The 18049-nt window shown below is 72.0% G+C and carries 17 protein-coding genes; 9 read left to right on the top strand and 8 right to left on the bottom strand.

Translation table 11 applies throughout. From position 1 onward, the window contains the following. Positions 1–48: 48 nt before the first annotated feature. Positions 49–927, bottom strand: coding sequence for a LysR family transcriptional regulator (locus tag A8W25_RS21110; protein ID WP_079126218.1), 879 nt, complete (start codon positions 925–927; stop codon positions 49–51). Positions 928–1105: 178 nt separating this feature from the next. Here A8W25_RS21110 and A8W25_RS21105 point away from each other — a divergent pair, with 178 nt between their 5' ends. Beyond that, the gene (locus tag A8W25_RS21105; RefSeq protein ID WP_067163640.1) at positions 1106–1801 is read left to right on the top strand and encodes an SDR family NAD(P)-dependent oxidoreductase; all 696 of its coding nucleotides are present in this window, start codon (positions 1106–1108) and stop codon (positions 1799–1801) included. 10 nt (positions 1802–1811) lie between these two features. Here A8W25_RS21105 and A8W25_RS21100 read toward each other — a convergent pair whose 3' ends face one another. Then, positions 1812–2585 (bottom strand): SDR family oxidoreductase, encoded by a 774-nt coding sequence (locus A8W25_RS21100; protein ID WP_067163639.1) that lies wholly within the window; start codon positions 2583–2585, stop codon positions 1812–1814. A 101-nt stretch (positions 2586–2686) separates the two neighbouring features. Between A8W25_RS21100 and A8W25_RS21095 the strand changes: the two genes are divergently transcribed. The 6 genes from A8W25_RS21095 to A8W25_RS21070 all read left to right on the top strand — a co-directional run bounded on the left by A8W25_RS21095 (position 2687) and on the right by A8W25_RS21070 (position 10760). Next, the gene (locus A8W25_RS21095; protein ID WP_067163637.1) at positions 2687–3310 is read left to right on the top strand and encodes a TetR/AcrR family transcriptional regulator; all 624 of its coding nucleotides are present in this window, start codon (positions 2687–2689) and stop codon (positions 3308–3310) included. 256 nt (positions 3311–3566) lie between these two features. Then, positions 3567–4421, top strand: coding sequence for a class I SAM-dependent methyltransferase (locus tag A8W25_RS21090; RefSeq protein ID WP_067163635.1), 855 nt, complete (start codon positions 3567–3569; stop codon positions 4419–4421). A 147-nt stretch (positions 4422–4568) separates the two neighbouring features. Next, a complete protein-coding gene (locus tag A8W25_RS21085) occupies positions 4569–4880 on the top strand; it encodes a cupin domain-containing protein (RefSeq protein ID WP_067163633.1) in 312 nt (103 codons plus the stop codon). A gap of 173 nt (positions 4881–5053) precedes the next feature. Beyond that, positions 5054–9040 carry a helix-turn-helix domain-containing protein gene (locus tag A8W25_RS21080; RefSeq protein ID WP_234386516.1) on the top strand — a complete coding sequence of 1329 codons (3987 nt, stop codon included), beginning with the start codon at positions 5054–5056 and terminating at the stop codon, positions 9038–9040. A gap of 158 nt (positions 9041–9198) precedes the next feature. Beyond that, entirely contained in the window at positions 9199–9606 is a 408-nt protein-coding gene (locus A8W25_RS21075; RefSeq protein ID WP_067163630.1) for a YciI family protein, read from the top strand. 8 nt (positions 9607–9614) lie between these two features. Beyond that, positions 9615–10760 carry an RNA polymerase sigma factor gene (locus A8W25_RS21070; RefSeq protein ID WP_067163628.1) on the top strand — a complete coding sequence of 382 codons (1146 nt, stop codon included), beginning with the start codon at positions 9615–9617 and terminating at the stop codon, positions 10758–10760. On the opposite strand, the gene A8W25_RS21065 is transcribed toward A8W25_RS21070, so the two are convergent. Continuing rightward, on the bottom strand, positions 10738–11577 hold the full coding sequence (locus A8W25_RS21065) for a MerR family transcriptional regulator (protein ID WP_067163627.1): 840 nt from the start codon (positions 11575–11577) through the stop codon (positions 10738–10740). The two genes, A8W25_RS21070 and A8W25_RS21065, sit on opposite strands and share 23 nt — an antisense overlap. A 177-nt stretch (positions 11578–11754) precedes the next feature. On the opposite strand from A8W25_RS21065, the gene A8W25_RS21060 reads away from it, so the two are divergent. Next, positions 11755–12303, top strand: coding sequence for a hypothetical protein (locus A8W25_RS21060; protein WP_067163625.1), 549 nt, complete (start codon positions 11755–11757; stop codon positions 12301–12303). Beyond that, a complete protein-coding gene (locus A8W25_RS21055; RefSeq protein WP_067163623.1) occupies positions 12300–13013 on the top strand; it encodes a PspA/IM30 family protein in 714 nt (237 codons plus the stop codon). Before A8W25_RS21060 ends, A8W25_RS21055 begins: the two co-directional genes overlap by 4 nt. A gap of 34 nt (positions 13014–13047) precedes the next feature. On the opposite strand, the gene A8W25_RS21050 is transcribed toward A8W25_RS21055, so the two are convergent. From A8W25_RS21050 to A8W25_RS21030, 5 genes are all read right to left on the bottom strand, one after another. Then, the gene (locus A8W25_RS21050; protein WP_067163622.1) at positions 13048–15612 is read right to left on the bottom strand and encodes a SpoIIE family protein phosphatase; all 2565 of its coding nucleotides are present in this window, start codon (positions 15610–15612) and stop codon (positions 13048–13050) included. Between the two features lie 168 nt (positions 15613–15780). Continuing rightward, on the bottom strand, positions 15781–16185 hold the full coding sequence (locus tag A8W25_RS21045; RefSeq protein WP_107470766.1) for an ATP-binding protein: 405 nt from the start codon (positions 16183–16185) through the stop codon (positions 15781–15783). A gap of 178 nt (positions 16186–16363) precedes the next feature. After that, complete coding sequence (locus A8W25_RS21040; protein ID WP_067163618.1) at positions 16364–16774, bottom strand: (deoxy)nucleoside triphosphate pyrophosphohydrolase; 411 nt, start codon at positions 16772–16774, stop codon at positions 16364–16366. Between the two features lie 90 nt (positions 16775–16864). Further along, positions 16865–17044, bottom strand: a complete 180-nt coding sequence (locus A8W25_RS21035) for an SPOR domain-containing protein (RefSeq protein WP_067163617.1) — start codon at positions 17042–17044, stop codon at positions 16865–16867. A 243-nt stretch (positions 17045–17287) separates the two neighbouring features. Continuing rightward, complete coding sequence (locus tag A8W25_RS21030; protein ID WP_067163615.1) at positions 17288–18040, bottom strand: GntR family transcriptional regulator; 753 nt, start codon at positions 18038–18040, stop codon at positions 17288–17290. Between the last annotated feature and the right edge of the window lie 9 nt (positions 18041–18049).

Here is an 18049-nt window from a genome sequence, read left to right as displayed (position 1 = left end):
GGCGCCGCGCCTGTCCGCGATCCGGTGTCCGCGGAATACGGCTCTCCGTCAGTGCGTGGACGGCGCGGGCGCCGGGCCGTCGGCCCCGCGCTCATCCCCCTCGCCCTCCACATCACCGGCATGCCGGCGCAGCGTCGCGGTGGCGATGTCCAGGAAGTCCCGTACGGGGCCCTCGCAGCTGTTCTCCGGTACCGCGAGGCAGGTCTCCACGGGCAGGGCATCGGTGACGGTCCGGTAGACGAGGTCGGGGCGGGAGTACGAGCGCGCGACACTGACGGGGACGAGCGCGACGCCCTGGCCAGAGGCGATGAGCTCGAACTTCTCCTCCAGCGAGGACGTCCGCCGCGTACTGGCGCCGAGGATGGGTTCGCCGTCGAGGTCGGCCGATGTGAGGGCGGGGCGGCCGGCCAGCGGATGCGTCACCGGCAGGCACACCACCTTGGTCTCGTGGCCGATGGGGATGGTGCACAGCCCCGCGTCATCGAAGGGGCGTCGCAGATACGCGACATGCGCGCGTCCGTCGCGGAGCGGCGCGTCGCGTTCCCACCAGCGCAGCGGGAAGACGTCGATCTCGACCGTGGGATGGCCGCCGGTGAACATGCGGATCGCCTGCGAGACGTGCAGGCCGGGCGAGAAGGCGACGACGAGCCGCTGTTCGCCGCGCCGGGCCTCGTACACACGCCGCAGCGCCACGTCCACCACCGTGGTGATCCTTGACGCCTCGTCATAGAGCTGTCTTCCCGCAGGGGTCAGCTCCACGCTGCGCGTGGTCCGGGTGAACAGCGGGCATCCCAGCTCCTGCTCGAACGCGCGGATCTGCCGGCTGAGGACCGGCTGCGCGATGAACAGCGCCTGTGCCGCCCGCCCGAAGTGACGGTGCTCGGCCACCGCGACGAAGTACCGGAGCTTTCGCAGATCCAGATCCATGCCCCGACGGTATCAATGCGGTCCGAAGGGTATTGGACGCCCCGGTCGCCCCGCTCGGAGACTTGCCACGTGATCGCCGCCAACACCTCGACGGTAGGCAGCGACAGTCCAAGCAGCCCTGGCGAGGCCACCGGCCGCTTCGCGACGGACCCGACACCCCGACCACGCAAGGAATCACATGCACGACACCCGCAAGACCGCGCTCATCATCGGCGCCTCACGAACCCTGGGCCTCGGACTCGCCTCCGAGTACCTCCGACGCGACTGGAACGTCATCGGCACGGTCCGGGGCAGTGGGCGTACCGGCCTCCACGACCTGGCCGACGCATCCGCAGGGCGGCTGACCATCGAGTCGCTGGAGATGACCGAGCCGGAGCAGATCTCGGCGCTGCGCGACCGACTCGCGCGGCGCACGCTCGACCTGCTCTTCGTCAACGCCGCCATCACGCGCGGCGACATCCCGATCGGCGACGTCTCCACGGCCATGTTCACCGAAGTCATGGTCACCAACGCACTCAGCCCGATGCGCGTCGTGGAATCCCTGCGCCCGCTGGTCGCACCGACCGGAACCATCGGCGTCATGTCCTCTGACCAGGGAAGCATCGCCCTGAACACCGAGGGCGGACAGGATCTGTACCGGGCCAGCAAGTCCGCGCTGAACCAGTTGATGCGCAGCTACGCCGCCCGCCACGCCGCAGACACACGGACGCTGCTGCTGATGGACCCGGGCTGGGTCCGCACCGAACTGGGCGGGCCCGACGCCGAGCTCGGTGTGGAGGAGAGCATCCCCGGGGTGGCGCAGACGATCGAACACCACCAGGGGAAGCCCGGCCTCTACTTCGTCGACCACCTGGGACAGGTCGTGCCCTGGTAGGCGGCGACACTCACAGACCGGAGCCCCCGGTCGCGTCGATCACCTGCCCGGTCACCCAGCGCGCGCCGTCCGAGGAGAGGAAGGCCACGATGTCGGCCACGTCCTGCGGCTGGCCGACGCGGCCCAGGGCGGCCAGCGAGGCCGCGTGGGCTTCGGCCTGGGGGTTGCCGCGCAGCCAGGACGCGTTGACGTCCGTGTCGATGATGCCGGGGGCGACCGAGTTCACCGTGATCCCCCGGGGACCGAGACCCTTGGCGAGGTTGAGGGTGAAGTTGTCGAGGGCGCCCTTGGTGGCGCTGTAGGCGATGATCTCCGGCATGGCCAGACGGGCCGCACCGCTGGAGATGTTGATGATCCGGCCGCCGTCGCGCAGACGCTTCAGGCCCTCCTGGACGATGAAGAACGGTGCCCGGACGTTCACCGCGAAGACCTCGTCGAAGCCTTCCTCGGTGAGTGCGGCCAGATCCGCGCTGCGGCCGATGCCCGCGTTGTTGACGATGATGTCGACGCCGGCGTCGGGCGCGTACGCGGCGACCTCGGCGTCGAAGGCCGCCCACAGGCCCGCCGCGTCACCGTGCCGGCCCAGCGTCGCCTTGAGCGCGACCGCCCGGCCGCCGTCCTTCTCGATACGTGCGACCACTTCGCGCGCCGCCGGCTCGTCACTGGTGTAGGTCAGGACGACCAGGGCGCCGTCCCCGGCGAGGCGCTCCGCGATGGCCCGGCCTATGCCTCTGCTGCCGCCGGTGACCAGGGCGACCTTGCCCTCAAGCTGCCGCGTACCCATGGGTGTTGACGTGGTGGTGGACATGATGGCTGACCGCCTTCTATTTGTTGGTGGATCGCTCAAGAAAGAAACTAACACGTTTGTTGAGCGGTCGCTCTAAAATGGTGGGCATGAGTGAGAAACCACCAGCGAAGCGAGGGCGGCCACGGACCTTCGACCGCGCCGAGGCACTGACGGCCGCCACCCGGCTGTTCTGGGAACGCGGCTACGAGGGCACCTCGATCGGCGAGCTGACCGAGGTGCTGGGCATCAGGCCCGGAAGCCTCTATGCGGCGTTCGGGGACAAGAAGTCCCTGTTCAGGGAGGTGGTGGACTGCTACGGCCGGTCCCCCGTCGGCGCCTTCATGGGTGTGGCCCTCAAGGAGGAGCCCACGGCGTACGGCGCGTTCGCCCGCATTCTGCGCGAGGCAGCCGTCATCTACCCCGACCCCTCCCACCCGGCCGGGTGCCTGACCATCAGCGCGGCCACCAACGTCACCCCGCAGGACAGCGAGGTGGCGGCGTTCCTGCGCGATCTGCGCAACGGCAACCTGCCCACCTTCGAAGCCCGGCTGCGCCGGGGACAGCAGGCGGGCGAACTGGCCGCCGACGCCGAACCGCAGGCGCTGGCCGCGTACTTCGCCGCCGTGATCCAGGGCATGTCACAGCGTGCCCAGGACGGCGCCACGGCGGCCGAACTGACCGAAACCGCCGAGCTGGCGCTCGCCGCATGGCCGGCGGCCTGACCCTCGACGGCAGGATCGCCCGCCGGTCAGCGATCGCCACTGCTCGTGATCGGTAGGGATGATGGCGGCGTCCCTGAAGACATCCCGCCTGTGTCGCTCCAGAATTGGGCCGTTGGGCCGTTGGGCCTTTCTGATGACCGGTGCGTCGGCGTTCGCCCGACCGTCAGGGTGGCGCTCTGTGACCCGGGAGGCGTGTGATCGTTGCTCTCCGTGAAGACCTCGGGCGGGACGGGGCTACTGACTAGGAGCCGGAGCGATGACCCATGTGACCGATGTCCACTACCGGCAACACGTCCTGCCGTACTACCGGGCGTTCGGGTCACGCTTCGGGTACACGGCGCTGCTCGGCCGCACGCGCCACTTCGGGTGGTACGAGCCGGGCCATTCCCCCTGGGCGTTCACGGCGGCCATGCGGCGCATGGAATGCGTCGTGGCCCGGAAGCTGGCCCTTCCCCGGGAGTCGTCGGTGCTCGATGCCGGATGCGGGGTCGGCGACACAGCGCGCACGGTCGCACGGGCGAGCGGGGCGCACATCACGGGGATCGACGGGATCGAGCCGGACGTCGCCATCGCACGGCAGCGGTCGTCCCGTGCCGACGAGCCGGGTGGGCGCACGCGTTTCCTGGTGGCCAACTATCACGCGCTCCCGTTCGCCGACGCCTCCTTCGACGGCGTCTACACCATGGAGTCCTTCGTCCACTCCCCCGACCCCCGGCAGGGACTCGCCGAGTTCTTCCGCGTCCTGCGCCCGGGCGGAAGGCTGGTGATGTCCGAGTATTCGAGCACCCCACAGGCCCACCTGCTGCCGAAGGCCCGGTCCGCGCTGCTCAGGGTCTGCGAGCTCTCCGGCATGCCGGGCATGCTCACCATGACCCACGGGCACCTGGAGCACCTTCTCCAACAGGCCGGTTTCGATGTCGAATCGGCCTGTGACGCGACCGAGAACATCCTGCCCATGCTGCGGTGCTTCTCGGTCCTCGGCCGACTTCCCTATGCGTTCGCACGCGGCGTGGGCCGAGGAGACAGTCTGGTCAACGCGATGAGCGGGGTGGAGATGTACCGGCACCAGGAGACATGGCGGTACAACATCTGCGTGGCCACCCGGCCCTGATCCTCCTACCCCGGAAGGCTTTACCGAACGGTCGACCAGCAGCGCGCCGCCCTGTCGTAACGTCACTGCATCCACTGATCACGATCGCGGGCGTCTCCGGCGGCTCATCCAGCCATGTCGGGAGGCGGGCCCGCCGGGAGGCATGACATGAGCGTCGTCGACATCCACCGCACAGCCGCACAACTGCCGCAGGCCTGGGACTCGCTCCTGCTCGGGCAGGCCGGGAGCGCGGGGGTGAAGGTGCTGCGGATGGACGGACGCCCCGTGGAAGCGGAGTCCCATGACACGGCGGAGGCCCTGCTGGTGGTGGAGGGCACACTGCGGCTGGTGGTCGAGGACACCGAGATCGACGTGCGTACCGGGGAGATGTACATCGTCGAGGCGGGCGCGAAGCATGCCGTACGCCCTGCCAGTCGAGGCACCCTCCTCATCATCGAGCACATTTCCTCCTCGGCCTGAGAACCTCCCACCCAGGAGGAACAACCCCTCTCCCCCGCACCGAACAACCCACCTCCCCTACAGGGATACCGTGTACGACAGTGGGCGAAGGGTTGGCTTGCCGGCCCGGATCAGCCGTCTTTGGCGTGGGGGTTGATCACCCACCGGAACGGTCAATTGCACAGGGGGATGCGGTGGCACGGCCCGAAAAGTCCTTGGACCCGGATGCGGGGCCCGTCGCGGAGTTCGCCGACGCCCTGCGCCGACGGCGTCGGGATGCCGGGATGTCCTACCGCGTACTGGCGAAGAAGACCGGATACTCTCCTTCCACACTCTCCCAGGCAGCCGCCGGCGAGAAGCTTCCCTCCCTGGCCGTCACCCTCGCCTACGTGGAGGCCTGCGGCGGCGACGCGGACCGCGAAGCGTGGGAGGCACGCTGGCACGAAGCCGAGCAGGCGGCGCGCCGGGAGACCGCGACCGCCCGCACCGAAGCCGATAGGGACGCTCCCGCTCCGTACCGTGGGCTGACGCGCTACGAGCCGGGCGACAGCGCCCTGTTCTTCGGCCGTGGCGCACTGACCGAGCAACTGGTCGAACTGGTGGCCAGGGAGCGCGTGAGTGTGGTCGTGGGGCCCTCCGGCAGCGGCAAGTCCTCGCTCCTGCGTGCCGGGCTCCTCCCCCGACTCCAACACCCCGACCCGGCCGACTCATCGCGTATCGCCGCCCTGCGGATCTGCACGCCGGGCCCCCGCCCGGCCGCCGAGCACGAAGAGCTCTTCACCCCTGCGGACCGCCCCCACGACACCTGTCTGATCATCGATCAGTTCGAGGAGGTCTTCACCCTCTGCCAGGACGCGGGCGAGCGCGACGCGTTCCTCGGGCAGATCCTGGCCGCCCGGGACCCCGGCAGCCGCCTGCGCGTGGTCCTGGGGGTACGCGCCGACTTCTACGCCCACTGCCTCCAGCACCCCGGCCTCGCCGACGTGCTCCGGGACGCGGATCTGCCGGTCGGCCCCATGGCGCCGGAGGAACTCCGGGAGGCGATCACGAAACCCGCCGCCGCCCACGGCGTGATCGTGGAACGCGCCCTGACCGCCCGTCTGATCGAGGACGTCTCGGCCGAGCCGGGCGGGCTGCCGCTGATGTCGCACGCGCTGCTGGAAACCTGGCGTCACCGCACCGCCCGCACCCTCAGCCTGCGGGCATACGAGGCGGCAGGCGGACTCGACGGCGCCGTCGCGCACACGGCGGAGGACCTCTACACCGGCCTTTCCCCGGACCAGGCCGTGAGCACGCGGCGGATCCTGCTGCGCCTGATCACTCCCGGCGACGGGACACCCGACACCCGCCGACCCGTCACCCGCGCCGAGGTCGAGGCCGACCACTCCGGCGGCACCACCACCGTCCTCGACCACCTGGCCCGGGCCCGACTGATCACCCTCGACGACGACCGGATCGACCTCGCCCACGAGGCCCTGATCACCGCCTGGCCCCGGCTCCAGGCATGGATCAACGAGGACCGGGACCGGCTGCGACTGCACCGCCGGCTCACCGACGCCGCCCAGGGATGGCAGGAACAGGACCGCGACCGTGGAGTGCTCCTGCGGGGCGGGCGGCTGGAAGCGGCGTGGAAGGCGTTCGCCACGGGCGGCGGTATGGCCGAACTGACGGGCCTGGAGCGGGAGTTCCTCACAGCGAGCCGTGCGGCGGCCACCCGGGAGCGCAGACTCAGACAGGCGGCCACGGTGTCGTTGGCGGTCCTGCTGGTGCTGGCGCTGGTGGCCGCGGGGCTCGCCTGGGGCCAGCGCAAGGACGCCGAGGCCGCCCAGCGACAGGCGCAGTCGCGCCAGTTGGCGGCCCAGTCGCAGACGCTCCTTGCCACCGACCCCGATCTCGCCTCCCTGCTGGCCGTCGCCGCCTACCGCGCGAGCCCGACGGCGGAAGCGTCCGCCGGTCTGTACGCGGCTGCCGCCCTTCCGCTCCGGCGCCGTCTCGCCTTCAGCAGCGCGGAGGGCGAGGCGAGTGTGGTGGCCTTCGCCCCCGACGGCCGGTCGCTGGCGGTGGGCAGCAGCCGTGGGGCGGTGCGGCTGTGGGACGCCGTGACGGGCCGCTCCCGCCCTCTGGCCAGGACCGACGGCGCCGTGAGTGCCCTGGCGTTCACCCCCGACGGCCGCTCCCTGGCCGCCGGCAGCGAGCACGGCGTACGCGTGTGGGACAGCGCCTCCGGCCGTACACGAGCCCAGGTCACCTTCAAGGACCTGCCCAACCAACCCGACACCCTCGCGTTCGACAGCGACGGCCGCACGCTCACCCTCACCCTGGGCCACGGCACCGTACGGCAGTGGGAGCCGTCGACCGGCCGTGCACGCACCCTGATGGTCGGCGCGGACGACCTGCCCGCGGTGAGCGGCGACCCGCACACCACCGCCCCGGACGACTACGACGCGACGGTACGGCTGAAGGATCCGGCCGACGGCCAGGTGCGCACGCTCCTGGTGGGAACCCACATCGGCATCCCCCCGGCGGTGAGCCCGGACGGACGCACCATCGCCCTGGGCCATCACGACGGGACGCTGCGGCTGAGGGACGCCCGCACCGGACGCACGGAGACGACGCTGCGGAGGGACTTCGGCCAGGTCCAGGTGCTGCGGTTCAGCCCGGACGGGCGCACGGTCGCGGCGGGGTACCGCAACGGGCCCGTACGACTGTGGAACCCCGCCGGCGGCGACATACGCACGCTCAAGGACAGCACGGGGATGTACGACTTCGTGTTCAGCGCCGACGGCGGGACCTTCGCCGCCGGGACCTCCGACAGCCTCCAGAACCAGGGGGCTTCCTCCGTATGGGAGGTGGCCACCGGACGCCTCGCGGCCACCCTCCCCGGATACACCGGCCGGCCCGGAGCGCTGACGGCCGCCCCTGACGGTCGTTCCATGGCCACCATCGGCGGCGACGGCACGGTCCGCCTGAACGACCTCACTCACCACCTCCGCACGCGCACCCTCTACACCACCGATACCGATCAGATACGTGCCCTCGCCCTCAGCCCCGACGGTCACAGCCTGGCCACCGGCGATGCCACCGCGCGCCTGTGGGACACCACGACCGGACGTCTGCGCGCCACCTTGCCCGACCGCGCGCGCATGGAGGAATTCCAGGAACTGGCTTTCACCCCGGACGGCCGCAGCCTCGCGGCCACGGGCGCACTGAACGTACGCGTGTGGGAGCCCGCCTCCGGCCGTGTCCTCGCCGGCAGAACGGACGACCACACCGGAGTCCAGGACACGGCGCTCAGCCCGGACGGGCGCACCAGGGCCACGTCCTCGGTGCGCACGGAAACCGTGAGCCTGTGGGACATCGCGGCCGGACGCCTGCGTGTCACCCTGCCCGACAGCAGGAAGTGGCCCAGGGCCCTGTCGTTCAGTCCCGACGGCCGCACCCTGGCCGCCAGCGACGGCACCGCGCTACGCCTGTGGGACACCACGACCGGGCACCTGCGCACCACGCTCACTCCTTCCCGCCGGGCAGGCCCATCGCCCTCCTCGAAGAAGTCCGTCACAGACGGCCTGTGCGAGGGCGTACGCCAGATCGTGTTCAGCCCGGACGGCCGCACCCTGGCTACCAGTGGCGGCGAAGAGGTGCGGGTCTGGGATTTCGCCACGGGCCGTGTCCGCACCGCCTCCACCGGCCCGTGCGGCGACCCCGGACCGCAGCGGTTCGGCGGCATCGGCCCCATGGTGTTCAGCCCGGACGGCCGCACCCTGGCCATGTCGTACGGCAAGCAGGTGCGGGTGTGGGACGTGACCGCGGGCCGTGACCTCGCCGTCCTCACCGGCCACAGCGGCACCGTCGAGGCCCTCGCCTTCAGCCCCGACGGACACACCCTGGCCACCGCCAGCAGCGACCGCACCGTACGCCTGTGGAACGTGGCCGAGCACCACGCCTACGCCACGCTCACCGGGCACACCGGCGCGGTGACCAGAGTCCTCTACAGCCGCGACGGCCACAGCCTGTTCACCGTCAGCGACGACGGCACCCTGCGGCAGTGGGGCGTATCGCTCACCGACCCGGCAGCGGCGGTAGACAAGATCTGCACAGCCTCCGCCCGCGAGCTGACCTCGTTGGAGCAGTCCACCTACTTCCCCGGCCGGCATCCCCGGTCCCCCTGTTCCACGGGGTGACGACGACCGGCTGACCCGAGGGCCCGGAGGACGCTGTTGTTCGGCACCGCAAGAAGCCGAAAACAAAATCTCCCGACGATGTCGAGAACCCGTGCCTGGCTCCGTCCCTGTAGTGAACGCACCCACAATGGGTCGCACCAGTACCGAGGAGAGTCATCATGGCCAAGTACCTGCTTCTCAAGCACTACCGCGGCGCCCCGGCTCCGGCCAACGACGTGCCCATGGATCAGTGGACGCCGCAGGAGATCGCGGCGCACATGCAGTACATGCAGGACTTCGCGGACCGGCTGGAGAAGACCGGCGAGTTCGTCGACGGCCAGGCGCTGGCCCCCGAGGGAACCTGGGTCCGGTACGACGGCCAGGGGCGGCCGCCCGTCACCGACGGCCCGTTCGCCGAGACCAAGGACCTCATCGCCGGCTGGATGGTGATCGACGTCGACACCTACGAGCGCGCCCTCGACCTCGCCGGGGAGCTGTCGGCCGCCCCGGGAGCGGGCGGGAAGCCGATCCACGAGTGGCTGGAGGTACGCCCGTTCCTGGCCGCCCCGCCCACCATCACGGAGTGACCTCGTCCATGGACCAGGCCCTCCTCAGGAGCCTCACGCCGAGCGTCCTCACCGTCCTCGTCCGCCGCGGAGCCGACTTCGCGGCGGCCGAGGACGCGGTGCAGGACGCGCTGGTGGAGGCGGTCCGCGTCTGGCCCGCCGACCCTCCGCGCGATGCGAAGGGCTGGCTGGTCACCGTGGCGTGGCGCAAGTTCCTCGACCGGAACCGGGCGGAAACCGCCCGCCGCCGGCGCGAGGAGATCCTCGACCAGGAGCCCGCGCCCGGGCCCGCGCCCGCCACGGACGACACGCTCCAGCTCTACTTCCTGTGCGCCCACCCGTCGTTGACGCCGTCGTCCGCCGTCGCACTCACCCTGCGTGCCGTCGGCGGGCTCACCACCCGCCAGATCGCCCAGGCCTACCTGGTGCCCGAGGCGACCATGGCGCAGCGCATCAGCCGGGCCAAGCGCACCGTCTCCGGCATACGGTTCGACCAGGCGGGCGACGTCGCCACCGTGCTGCGCGTCCTCTACCTGGTCTTCAACGAGGGTTACTCGGGCGATGTGGACCTCGCCGCCGAGGCCGTCCGCCTCACCCGGCAGCTCGCGACCCAGGTCGACCACCCCGAGGTGGCGGGGCTGCTCGCGCTGATGCTCCTCCACCACGCCCGGCGCGCCGCCCGCACCGCGCCGGACGGCGGCCTGGTGCCGCTCGCCGAGCAGGACCGGGGCCAGTGGGACACCGCGTCGATCGCCGAGGGCGTCGGGATCCTGCAGGCGGCCCTCGCCCGCGACCGGTTGGGCGAGTTCCAGGCCCAGGCGGCCATCGCGGCCCTCCACGCGGACGCGCTCACCGCCGAGGAGACCGATTGGGTGCAGATCGTCGAGTGGTACGACGAACTCGCGCGCCTGACCGACAGTCCCGTGGTCCGGCTCAACCGCGCGGTGGCCGTCGGCGAGGCCGACGGACCGCGCGCCGGACTGGCCGCGCTCGCGGCCCTGGACGACGCACTGCCCCGCCACACGGCGGTGGCCGCGTACCTCCACGAGCGCGACGGCGATCCGGCCACGGCGGCACGGCTGTACGCCGAGGCGGCCCGCAAGGCCCCCAACCTCGCCGAGCGCGACTACCTGACGCGCCAGGCCGCCCGCCTCAACGCCCGCCGGGATCCGTGACGCGGGTGGGGAAGACCGGCCAGCAGATCTCGGTCCGCCACAGCGCGCTGTCCGGGGTCTGGCGCCGGCCGACCACGTAGTACTCGCGGATCGGGCCCTCGACGGCGAGCGTGTGGCGCGACACATACGCGGCCAGCGCACCGTACGCGCGGTCGACCTCCGAGGGCGGGCCGCAGTGCTCGATCACGGCGAGCTCGGCCGGGGGCACGAGCAGTGGCTCGACCCGGCCGACCGGCCGGACGAGTCCGTCGCAGGGGAGGAAGATCGTGACAGACCCGCGGTGCGTGGTGAACAAGTCGTCCGCGTACACACCGCCGGCGTAGCCGCTCTCGCTCAGCCCCTGGGCCGCCACGGTCGCGAACAGTTCACCGAGGGCACCCTGGAACCAAGCCCCCATGTCCTGGGCGTCGACTGTCGCCGTGACCGCCGCGGCGGAAACCGCGCCGACGCTGCGCAGCTCGATGGCGGGCGCGTCGGCGGCGGGCGGCGTCAGCAGATCGTGCAGCGCGGCGACCGCGCGCCGGGTCCGGCCGAGATCGTCCTCCAGCCTGCGCAGATGCGCGGTGATGTGCTGGTTGCGGACCGCCGCGTCCGACGCCGTGAGGACGCTCCTGATCTCCTCCAGCGGCATGCCCAGGTCCCTGAAGCGGCGCACCACCTGGGCGGTGGGGATCTGGTGGGCCGAGTAGCGCCGGTAGCCGGTCCGCGGATCGACGTCGGCCGGTTCCAGCAGACCCGTCTCGTGGTAGTGGCGCAGGGTCTTGACGGTCATGTGGGTGGCACGCGAGAAGTCGCCGATCGACAGGTAGCTCGTCACCCGTCGATTGTGCGCCCTCCCCCAAGGGGAGAGTCCGGCGGGACCGTCCCCCCTTGCCCCCCCCCCGCCGCCGCGGGCAATCGTGCCGCTGGGGCGGCACGGGTGGGCGCGGCGGCACCCCGTTCCCGCCGGGCTGCGGATACCCCTGCTCCCGCCCCCGTCGACCTGCACAGCCGGGTGGCCGCGGCCGAGACGGTGCTCCTCGGCGTAGGCCGGGCGCGGGCGGCCGGCCCGTACGACCCGCTCGACGCGCTGCGCCGACTCGGCGAGGCGGAGGCGTCGCTGGACGAGGCCCTGGCCGACATGGGCGCACAGGAGCACGAGGACAGCGCGCAGCGCACCCGCACGCTCCTGGAGCGGACCACCCTGACGGCCCGCGCAGCCGTCGCGGCGGCGGACGACCGCATCACCGAACACCGGGACGCCGTCGGCAGCCCGGCCCGCACCCGCCTCGCGGAGGCCCGCCGCCACCTCGCCCAGTCCGAGGAGACGGCCGGACCGGACGCACCGGGCGCCCTCGTCGAGGTGCGCCGGGCCGACACTCTGGCGCGGCAGGCGCTCGCCCTCGCGGACGCGGACGTACACGCCTACGAGCACGATCCACAAACCTCCGGCGAGATCGGGAACCCGAACGGGCCGGGCGGTGTATCAGGAGCAGAAGACCTTCCGGGGCGAGGAGAGCTTTCGGGACCAGGGGACCTTCCGGCGCAAGGAGAAGAGCCATGAGCGACAGGCAGTCGGTACTGGGCCGGGTCGGCCGGCTGGCGAAGGCCAACGTCAACGCGCTCCTCGACCAGGCCGAGGACCCGCAGAAGATGCTGGACCAGCTGATACGGGAGTACACGGGCAATATCGCGGAGGCGGAGCGGGCCGTCGCCTCGACCATGGACGAACTGCGGCTGATGGAGCACGACCGGCACGAGGACCTGGCCGCCGCCAAGGAGTGGGGCGACCAGGCGGTCGCGGCCAGCAGGAAGGCCGACGGGCTGCGCGCGGGCGGATCGGCGGACCAGGCCGACCGGTTCGACCATCTGGCCAAGGTCGCGCTGGGCAGACAGGTGCAGTCGGAGAGCGAGGCGCGGGCGGCGGAGCCGACGATCACCGCGCAGACGGAGGTGGTGGACAGGCTCAAGTCCGGCCTGGCCCGGATGAAGTCCCAGCTGGACGTACTGCGGGCGGAGCAGGGCGAGTTGGCGGGCGCGGCCCCGTCGGCACCGGAGGACCGGCCGCCGGACGGGCTGGAGAGCGTCGACCTGCTCGACCCGACCAGCGAGATACGCCGCTTCGAGGACAAGCTGCGACGCGAGGAGATACGGGCGCGGGGCGGACAGACGCTCGCCGCCTCCGTCCTGGACGCCCAGTTCGAGCAGCTGGACGCCCCGGGCGAGACGGCCGAGGTGGAGGCACGGCTGGCGGCCCTGAAGGCGACGACGTAGGGGCGGCACGGCGGCGGGCCGGTGCGGCCCCGGGTCAGAACATGCTGAGCAGCTGCTCCTCCGTCAGCTCGACGGCAGGGCTCGACTCGCCGTCCGGGAGGGCGAGTTCGAACCAGACCGTCTTGCCGCGCGGGGTGCGCCGCGAGCCCCACGCCGCGCTCAGCAGGCCGACGAGCTGGAGCCCCCGGCCGCCCTCGTCCGTGTCCCTGGCGCGCCGCCGTCTCGGCTGGACCAGACCCGCGTCCCACACCTCGCAGACGAGCGTGCGGTCCCGCAGCAGCCGGAGCCGCACCTCGCCCTCGCCGTACCGAAGGGCGTTGGTGACGAGTTCGCTGACCAGCAGCTCGGTGGTGTCGACGAGGTCGTCGAGGTCCCAGGCGAGCAGCTGGGTGCGGGCCAGCTCACGGGCGCGGCCGACCGAGCGCGGCGAGCGCGGCAGCAGCCAGTCGCCGACGGCGTCCGCGGGCAGGCCCTGGATCCGGGCCATGAGCAGGGCGATGTCGTCCTCGCCGTGGCGCGTGTCGAGGGTGTTGAGGACCTGGTCGCAGACGTCCTCCAGGCCCGCGACCGGGTCGCTGATGGCCTTGCGGAAGGCCCGCAGCCCCTCGTCCAGGGGGTGGTCGCGGGACTCCACGAGACCGTCGGTGTAGAGCGCGAGCAGGGCGCCCTCGGGGAGGTCGACCTCGATCTCCTCGAACGGCTCCCCGCCCACGCCCAGCGGCAGCCCGGGCGGCATGTCCAGGAACAGCGCGGGCTCGCCGGGCTCGACCAGGACGGGCGGCAGATGGCCCGCGTTGGCGATGGAGCAGCGCCGTGTCACCGGGTCGTACACGGCGTACACACAGGTCGCCAGATAGACCTCGGAGAGGTCGGCCTCGCGGGACTTGTGGGCGGTGCGGGAGCCGGGGCGACCCCGCCGGTTGCCGCCCGCCGCGCGGTCGGGGCCGCCGGGGTCGCCCAGCCCCCGGGCGATCTCGTCCAGGTGCGAGAGCACCTCGGCGGGCTCCAGGTCGAGCATGGCCAGGGTCCGTACGGCGGTGCGCAGTTCGCCCATGGCGACGGCGGCCCGCAGACCGCGGCCCATCACGTCGCCGACGACCAGGGCGGTGCGGTGGCCGGGGAGTTCGATGACGTCGAACCAGTCGCCGCCCACCTCGGTGGCGGCGTTGCCCGGCAGATAGCGGCAGGCGATGTCGAGCCCGGCGGCCTCGGGGTCGCCGGGCGGGAGCAGGGAGCGCTGCAGTATCAGCGCGCGCTCGTGCTCCCTCCGGTAGAGGCGGGCGTTGTCGATGCAGACGGCCGCGCGGGAGGCGAGTTCGGTGGCGAGGGCGCGGTCGCGTTCGCCGAAGGGCTCGCTGCCCTTGGCACGGGAGAACTGGACCAGGCCCACGACGGTGTCGTGGGCGACCATCGGGACGGCGAGCGTGGTGTGCACCAGGCTCCCCTCGTCGCCCGGTACGGCGTGCAGCCGGCCGGTGCGCAGGGCGCCGGCACAGGGCGAGTGGAAGGAGTACCGATGGACGTCCCCCACGGAGACGGACGCGGTCGGGGCGGTGCCGCCGGCGAGGGTGGGCGGCGCGTCCGAGACGGCGCTGGCGAAGGCGACCCGGCGCAGCTCGGCGCTGCCGTCGGCGCGGTTCTGGATGGCGTCGTCGCCGGCGAGCAGCGCCTGGTAGAGGTCGACGGAGGCCAGGTCGCAGAAGCCGGGTACGGCGACGTCGAGGAGTTCGCGGGCGGTGGTCTCCAGGTCGAGGGAGTTCCCGATGCGGTTGCCCGCCTCGTTGAGCAGGGCGAGGTTGCGGCGGGCGTCGGCGGCCTCGCGGGCGGCGTTGTGGCGGCGGGTCACGTCGATGCCGAGGCTGGCGACGCCGATGGGCCGTCCGGTGCCGCTGTGCACCCGGTAGAGGTTGATCGACCAGTGGCGGCGGGCCGGGTCGCCGGGTGCGGTGCCGACGAGTTGGAGGTCGGTGACCGCCTCGCCGGTGTCGAGCACGCGCCGCAGGGCGGCGGCCATCCGGTCGGCCTCGGTGCGGCTCAGATAGTCGTGGACGGTGCGGCCGCGGTGCTGGTCGGGTTCGCCGCCGAAGACGGTGGCGAACCGCCTGTTGGCACGCAGGACGGTGAGGTCCGTGCCGAACAGCAGGAAGCCGAAGGGAGATTGGCCGAAAATGGCCTGCGAGGCCGCGAGGTCCGTCTCTATGCCGCGCAGCGCCCGGACGTCGACGACGATACAGAGCGCGCCGCGCTCCCCGGCCGCCGTCTCACTCGGCATCACATACAGCTCGGCGAGCCCGTGCCGCCCCTCGCGTTCCGGCGTACGGAAGGGGACCAGGCCGGTCCACTCGCGCCCGTCCAGGATCTCGGCGATCCGTCGGTGACCTTGGGAGCGCAGCTCAGGAGGCATGAAGGCGTCGACCGGGTCGATTCCCACGACCTCGCGGGCGGACAGCCCGAACTGCTCCTCGGCCCGCAGGCTCCACTGCTCGACCAGCCCGTCGGGCCCGATCGAGAACGAGGCGACCCTGATGTAGTCATAGATCGAGCCAGGCGGGCTGCTCTGCCACACCACGCCGCCAGCCGTCTCAGGTATCTCGCTCACGCGACCGTCCCCTCCAGCTCACCGCACCGGACCGGCCTTGACCGCAGTATTCAGTACTACGGCCCCCACCGACACGGCGTTCACGATCACATCCCGGTCTCGTTCTTTTCCGGCCGTCTTCCGACTTCGCCGTCCGAACGGGTCGTGATCGTTCGTCCCTCCCTCCTTCTAACCCGGCAGGGCCAGCTCGAACCACACGGTCTTGCCCGTCCTGCCGCGCCGGGTCCCCCAGCGACGTGCAGAACAAGCCACCAACTGAAGGCCCCGGCCCCCTTCGTCGTCCGGTCCGGCGTCCCGCTCGACGGGCTCCTCCGGCAGCGGGTCGGAGACCTCCACCAGCAGGGCACCGGGGTCGAACCGGGCCATCCGGACGCCGATGGGGCCCGACGCGTACCGCAGGGAATTGGTCACGAGCTCACTGACCAGCAGCACCGCCACATCACTGACGGCCGGGTCCAGCTTCCAGCCGCGCAGCGTGTCCCGGACGGCGTGGCGCGCGGTGCGCACGGCGTTGGCCTCCGCCGGGAAGGTCCACTCGGCGCAGCCGCCGGAGGTGTCGATCACGCCGCTCACCCGCATCCGACTCTTCGGGGGGTTTAAAGGATTAATAGCCACATACCCGATATTTGGGGTCAGCTATCCCCTGATGGGGCGCATGGTGGCACGAACGGCGTAGGGGCGTACGGGAAGGGAGGGGCGTTCAGCGCCCCGGTGCGCCCTTCGGGCGACGGCGGGAAGGTGACGACAGGCCCTAGTGCGCGGCCCGGACGCGCGCCGCGAGCATGCGCGCGGCTTCCGCCACCGCCGGCCGGTCCTGGGGCAGCCAGTCGACCTCGTCCGTCTCGTCGGGGCCGAGCCAGCGCAGCGCGTCGTGGTCCTCCAGGGGCCGGGGCTCGCCGGAGACCAGCCGGGCGGTCCACACCCGCAGTACAAGCCCGGGCTTCAGCGGCCACTCCCCGGGGATCCGCTCCAGCGGCTCGGCCTCCACGCCCAGTTCCTCGCGCAGCTCGCGCACCAGGGCGTCCTCGGGGCGCTCGCCCGGCTCCACCTTGCCGCCGGGCAGTTCCCAGCGCCCGGCCAGCTCGGGCGGGGCGCTGCGGCGCGCGGCGAGCAGCCTGCCCCGGTCGAACACGGCTCCGGCCACCACCACACGAACGTCCATGCGCCGGAGCGTAACCCGCGCCCGGCGGGGTCCGGTCCGGCGGGCCGTCGCCCGGCCCCGCCTCCCCGTTCGCACCCGCCGGGCACCCCGCTACTGCGCCGGCTGGGCGATCCGCTCGACCCAGTAGAGGCGGTGAGGTCCCAGCTCGTCGAGGCTGTCGATGATCTTCTGGGCCTCGGCCCTGGTGGCGTACCTTCCGACGCGGTAGCGGTTGCCGTTGTCGTCCTGCCGTATGACCTGCCAGGAAAGCACCACGCCACCGTCGTTCATCGCGCCCCTCCCGCTGTCGGCGTGCAGGTCGGTGAAGATCCCCAGGAAACCGCATTCCGCATATGCCCGAGCCTACGCCTGACCTTCACTCAGCGGATCCGCGTTTACACAAAGAGATACGGATCCGGCCACACGAGGGCAACACCACGGGGGCGCACCCCTTCGAGTGCGCCCCCGTTACGGAAGTTGACCCTGCGTCAGCCCTTCGCCGACACCGCCACTTCACCGGCAGGTGGTAGGCGGCTACTTCACCGGCAGGTGGTACGCGATCCGGTACCGGTCGGCGGGGACGACGACGTCGGCCGTCTCCACCGCGCGGCCCGACGCGTAGTACGTCCGCTCGATGACCAGCACCACATGGCCCGGGACGCCGCCGAGCGTCATGAGCTCCTCCGCCAGCCCCGGGCGGGCGCCGACCTCTTCCACCACGTTGTCCACGACCACGTCGATCGCAGCCATCCGCTCGACGACGCCGCACCCCCCGAGCGGCCCCTCCTCGGGCAGCATCACGGGGGTGCGCCCGGTCACCGCGAGGGGCTCCCAGGAGGTGGAGAGCATCATCTGCTCGCCGGCGTCCCGGTACACGTACCGGGTGCGCATCACGCGGTCGCCGGGGGGGATGCCGAGCCGCTCGGCGATCTCGGCGGAGGCGTCCTCCTGCTCGCTGCGCGACTCCCAGGTGCCCCGGGTGCCCTCCTCGGCCTGCTCCTGCCGGAACGGGCTGGCCCCCTTGGCCGGACGGAAGCCGGAACGGGCCACCCGGCGCGGGACGGGGCGCTCCCTCACATACGTACCCGACCCGGAGCGGCCCTCGACCAGGCCCTCGGCCATCAGGACCTTGCGGGCCTCCAGGGCGACCGTGTCGGAGACGCCGTACTCCTCACGGATACGGGCCTGTGAGGGGAGGCGGGTATGCGGTGGCAGTGAACCACTGACGATCTTCTGCCGGAGATCGCTGGCTACACGCAGATAAGCCGGCTGCTCACCGAAAGTCACTGGCCACTC

Source organism: Streptomyces sp. ERV7 (assembly GCF_001653515.1).
Taxonomy (GTDB): Bacteria; Actinomycetota; Actinomycetes; order Streptomycetales; family Streptomycetaceae; genus Streptomyces.
Note: the sequence above shows the minus strand (reverse complement) of the source record. Positions and strands in the feature narration are given on the sequence as shown.

What these genes read in the sequence shown, in the direction of transcription:
- A8W25_RS21090 (WP_067163635.1), top strand. Translation starts at nt 3,567, where the DNA reads ATGACCCATGTGACCGATGTCCACTACCGGCAACACGTCCTGCCGTAC.
- A8W25_RS21085 (WP_067163633.1), top strand. Translation starts at nt 4,569, where the DNA reads ATGAGCGTCGTCGACATCCACCGCACAGCCGCACAACTGCCGCAGGCC.
- A8W25_RS21100 (WP_067163639.1), bottom strand. Translation starts at nt 2,585, where the DNA reads ATGGGTACGCGGCAGCTTGAGGGCAAGGTCGCCCTGGTCACCGGCGGC.
- A8W25_RS21095 (WP_067163637.1), top strand. Translation starts at nt 2,687, where the DNA reads ATGGTGGGCATGAGTGAGAAACCACCAGCGAAGCGAGGGCGGCCACGG.
- A8W25_RS21035 (WP_067163617.1), bottom strand. Translation starts at nt 17,044, where the DNA reads ATGAACGACGGTGGCGTGGTGCTTTCCTGGCAGGTCATACGGCAGGAC.
- A8W25_RS21075 (WP_067163630.1), top strand. Translation starts at nt 9,199, where the DNA reads ATGGCCAAGTACCTGCTTCTCAAGCACTACCGCGGCGCCCCGGCTCCG.
- A8W25_RS21055 (WP_067163623.1), top strand. Translation starts at nt 12,300, where the DNA reads ATGAGCGACAGGCAGTCGGTACTGGGCCGGGTCGGCCGGCTGGCGAAG.
- A8W25_RS21110 (WP_079126218.1), bottom strand. Translation starts at nt 927, where the DNA reads ATGGATCTGGATCTGCGAAAGCTCCGGTACTTCGTCGCGGTGGCCGAG.
- A8W25_RS21040 (WP_067163618.1), bottom strand. Translation starts at nt 16,774, where the DNA reads ATGGACGTTCGTGTGGTGGTGGCCGGAGCCGTGTTCGACCGGGGCAGG.
- A8W25_RS21070 (WP_067163628.1), top strand. Translation starts at nt 9,615, where the DNA reads ATGGACCAGGCCCTCCTCAGGAGCCTCACGCCGAGCGTCCTCACCGTC.
- A8W25_RS21105 (WP_067163640.1), top strand. Translation starts at nt 1,106, where the DNA reads ATGCACGACACCCGCAAGACCGCGCTCATCATCGGCGCCTCACGAACC.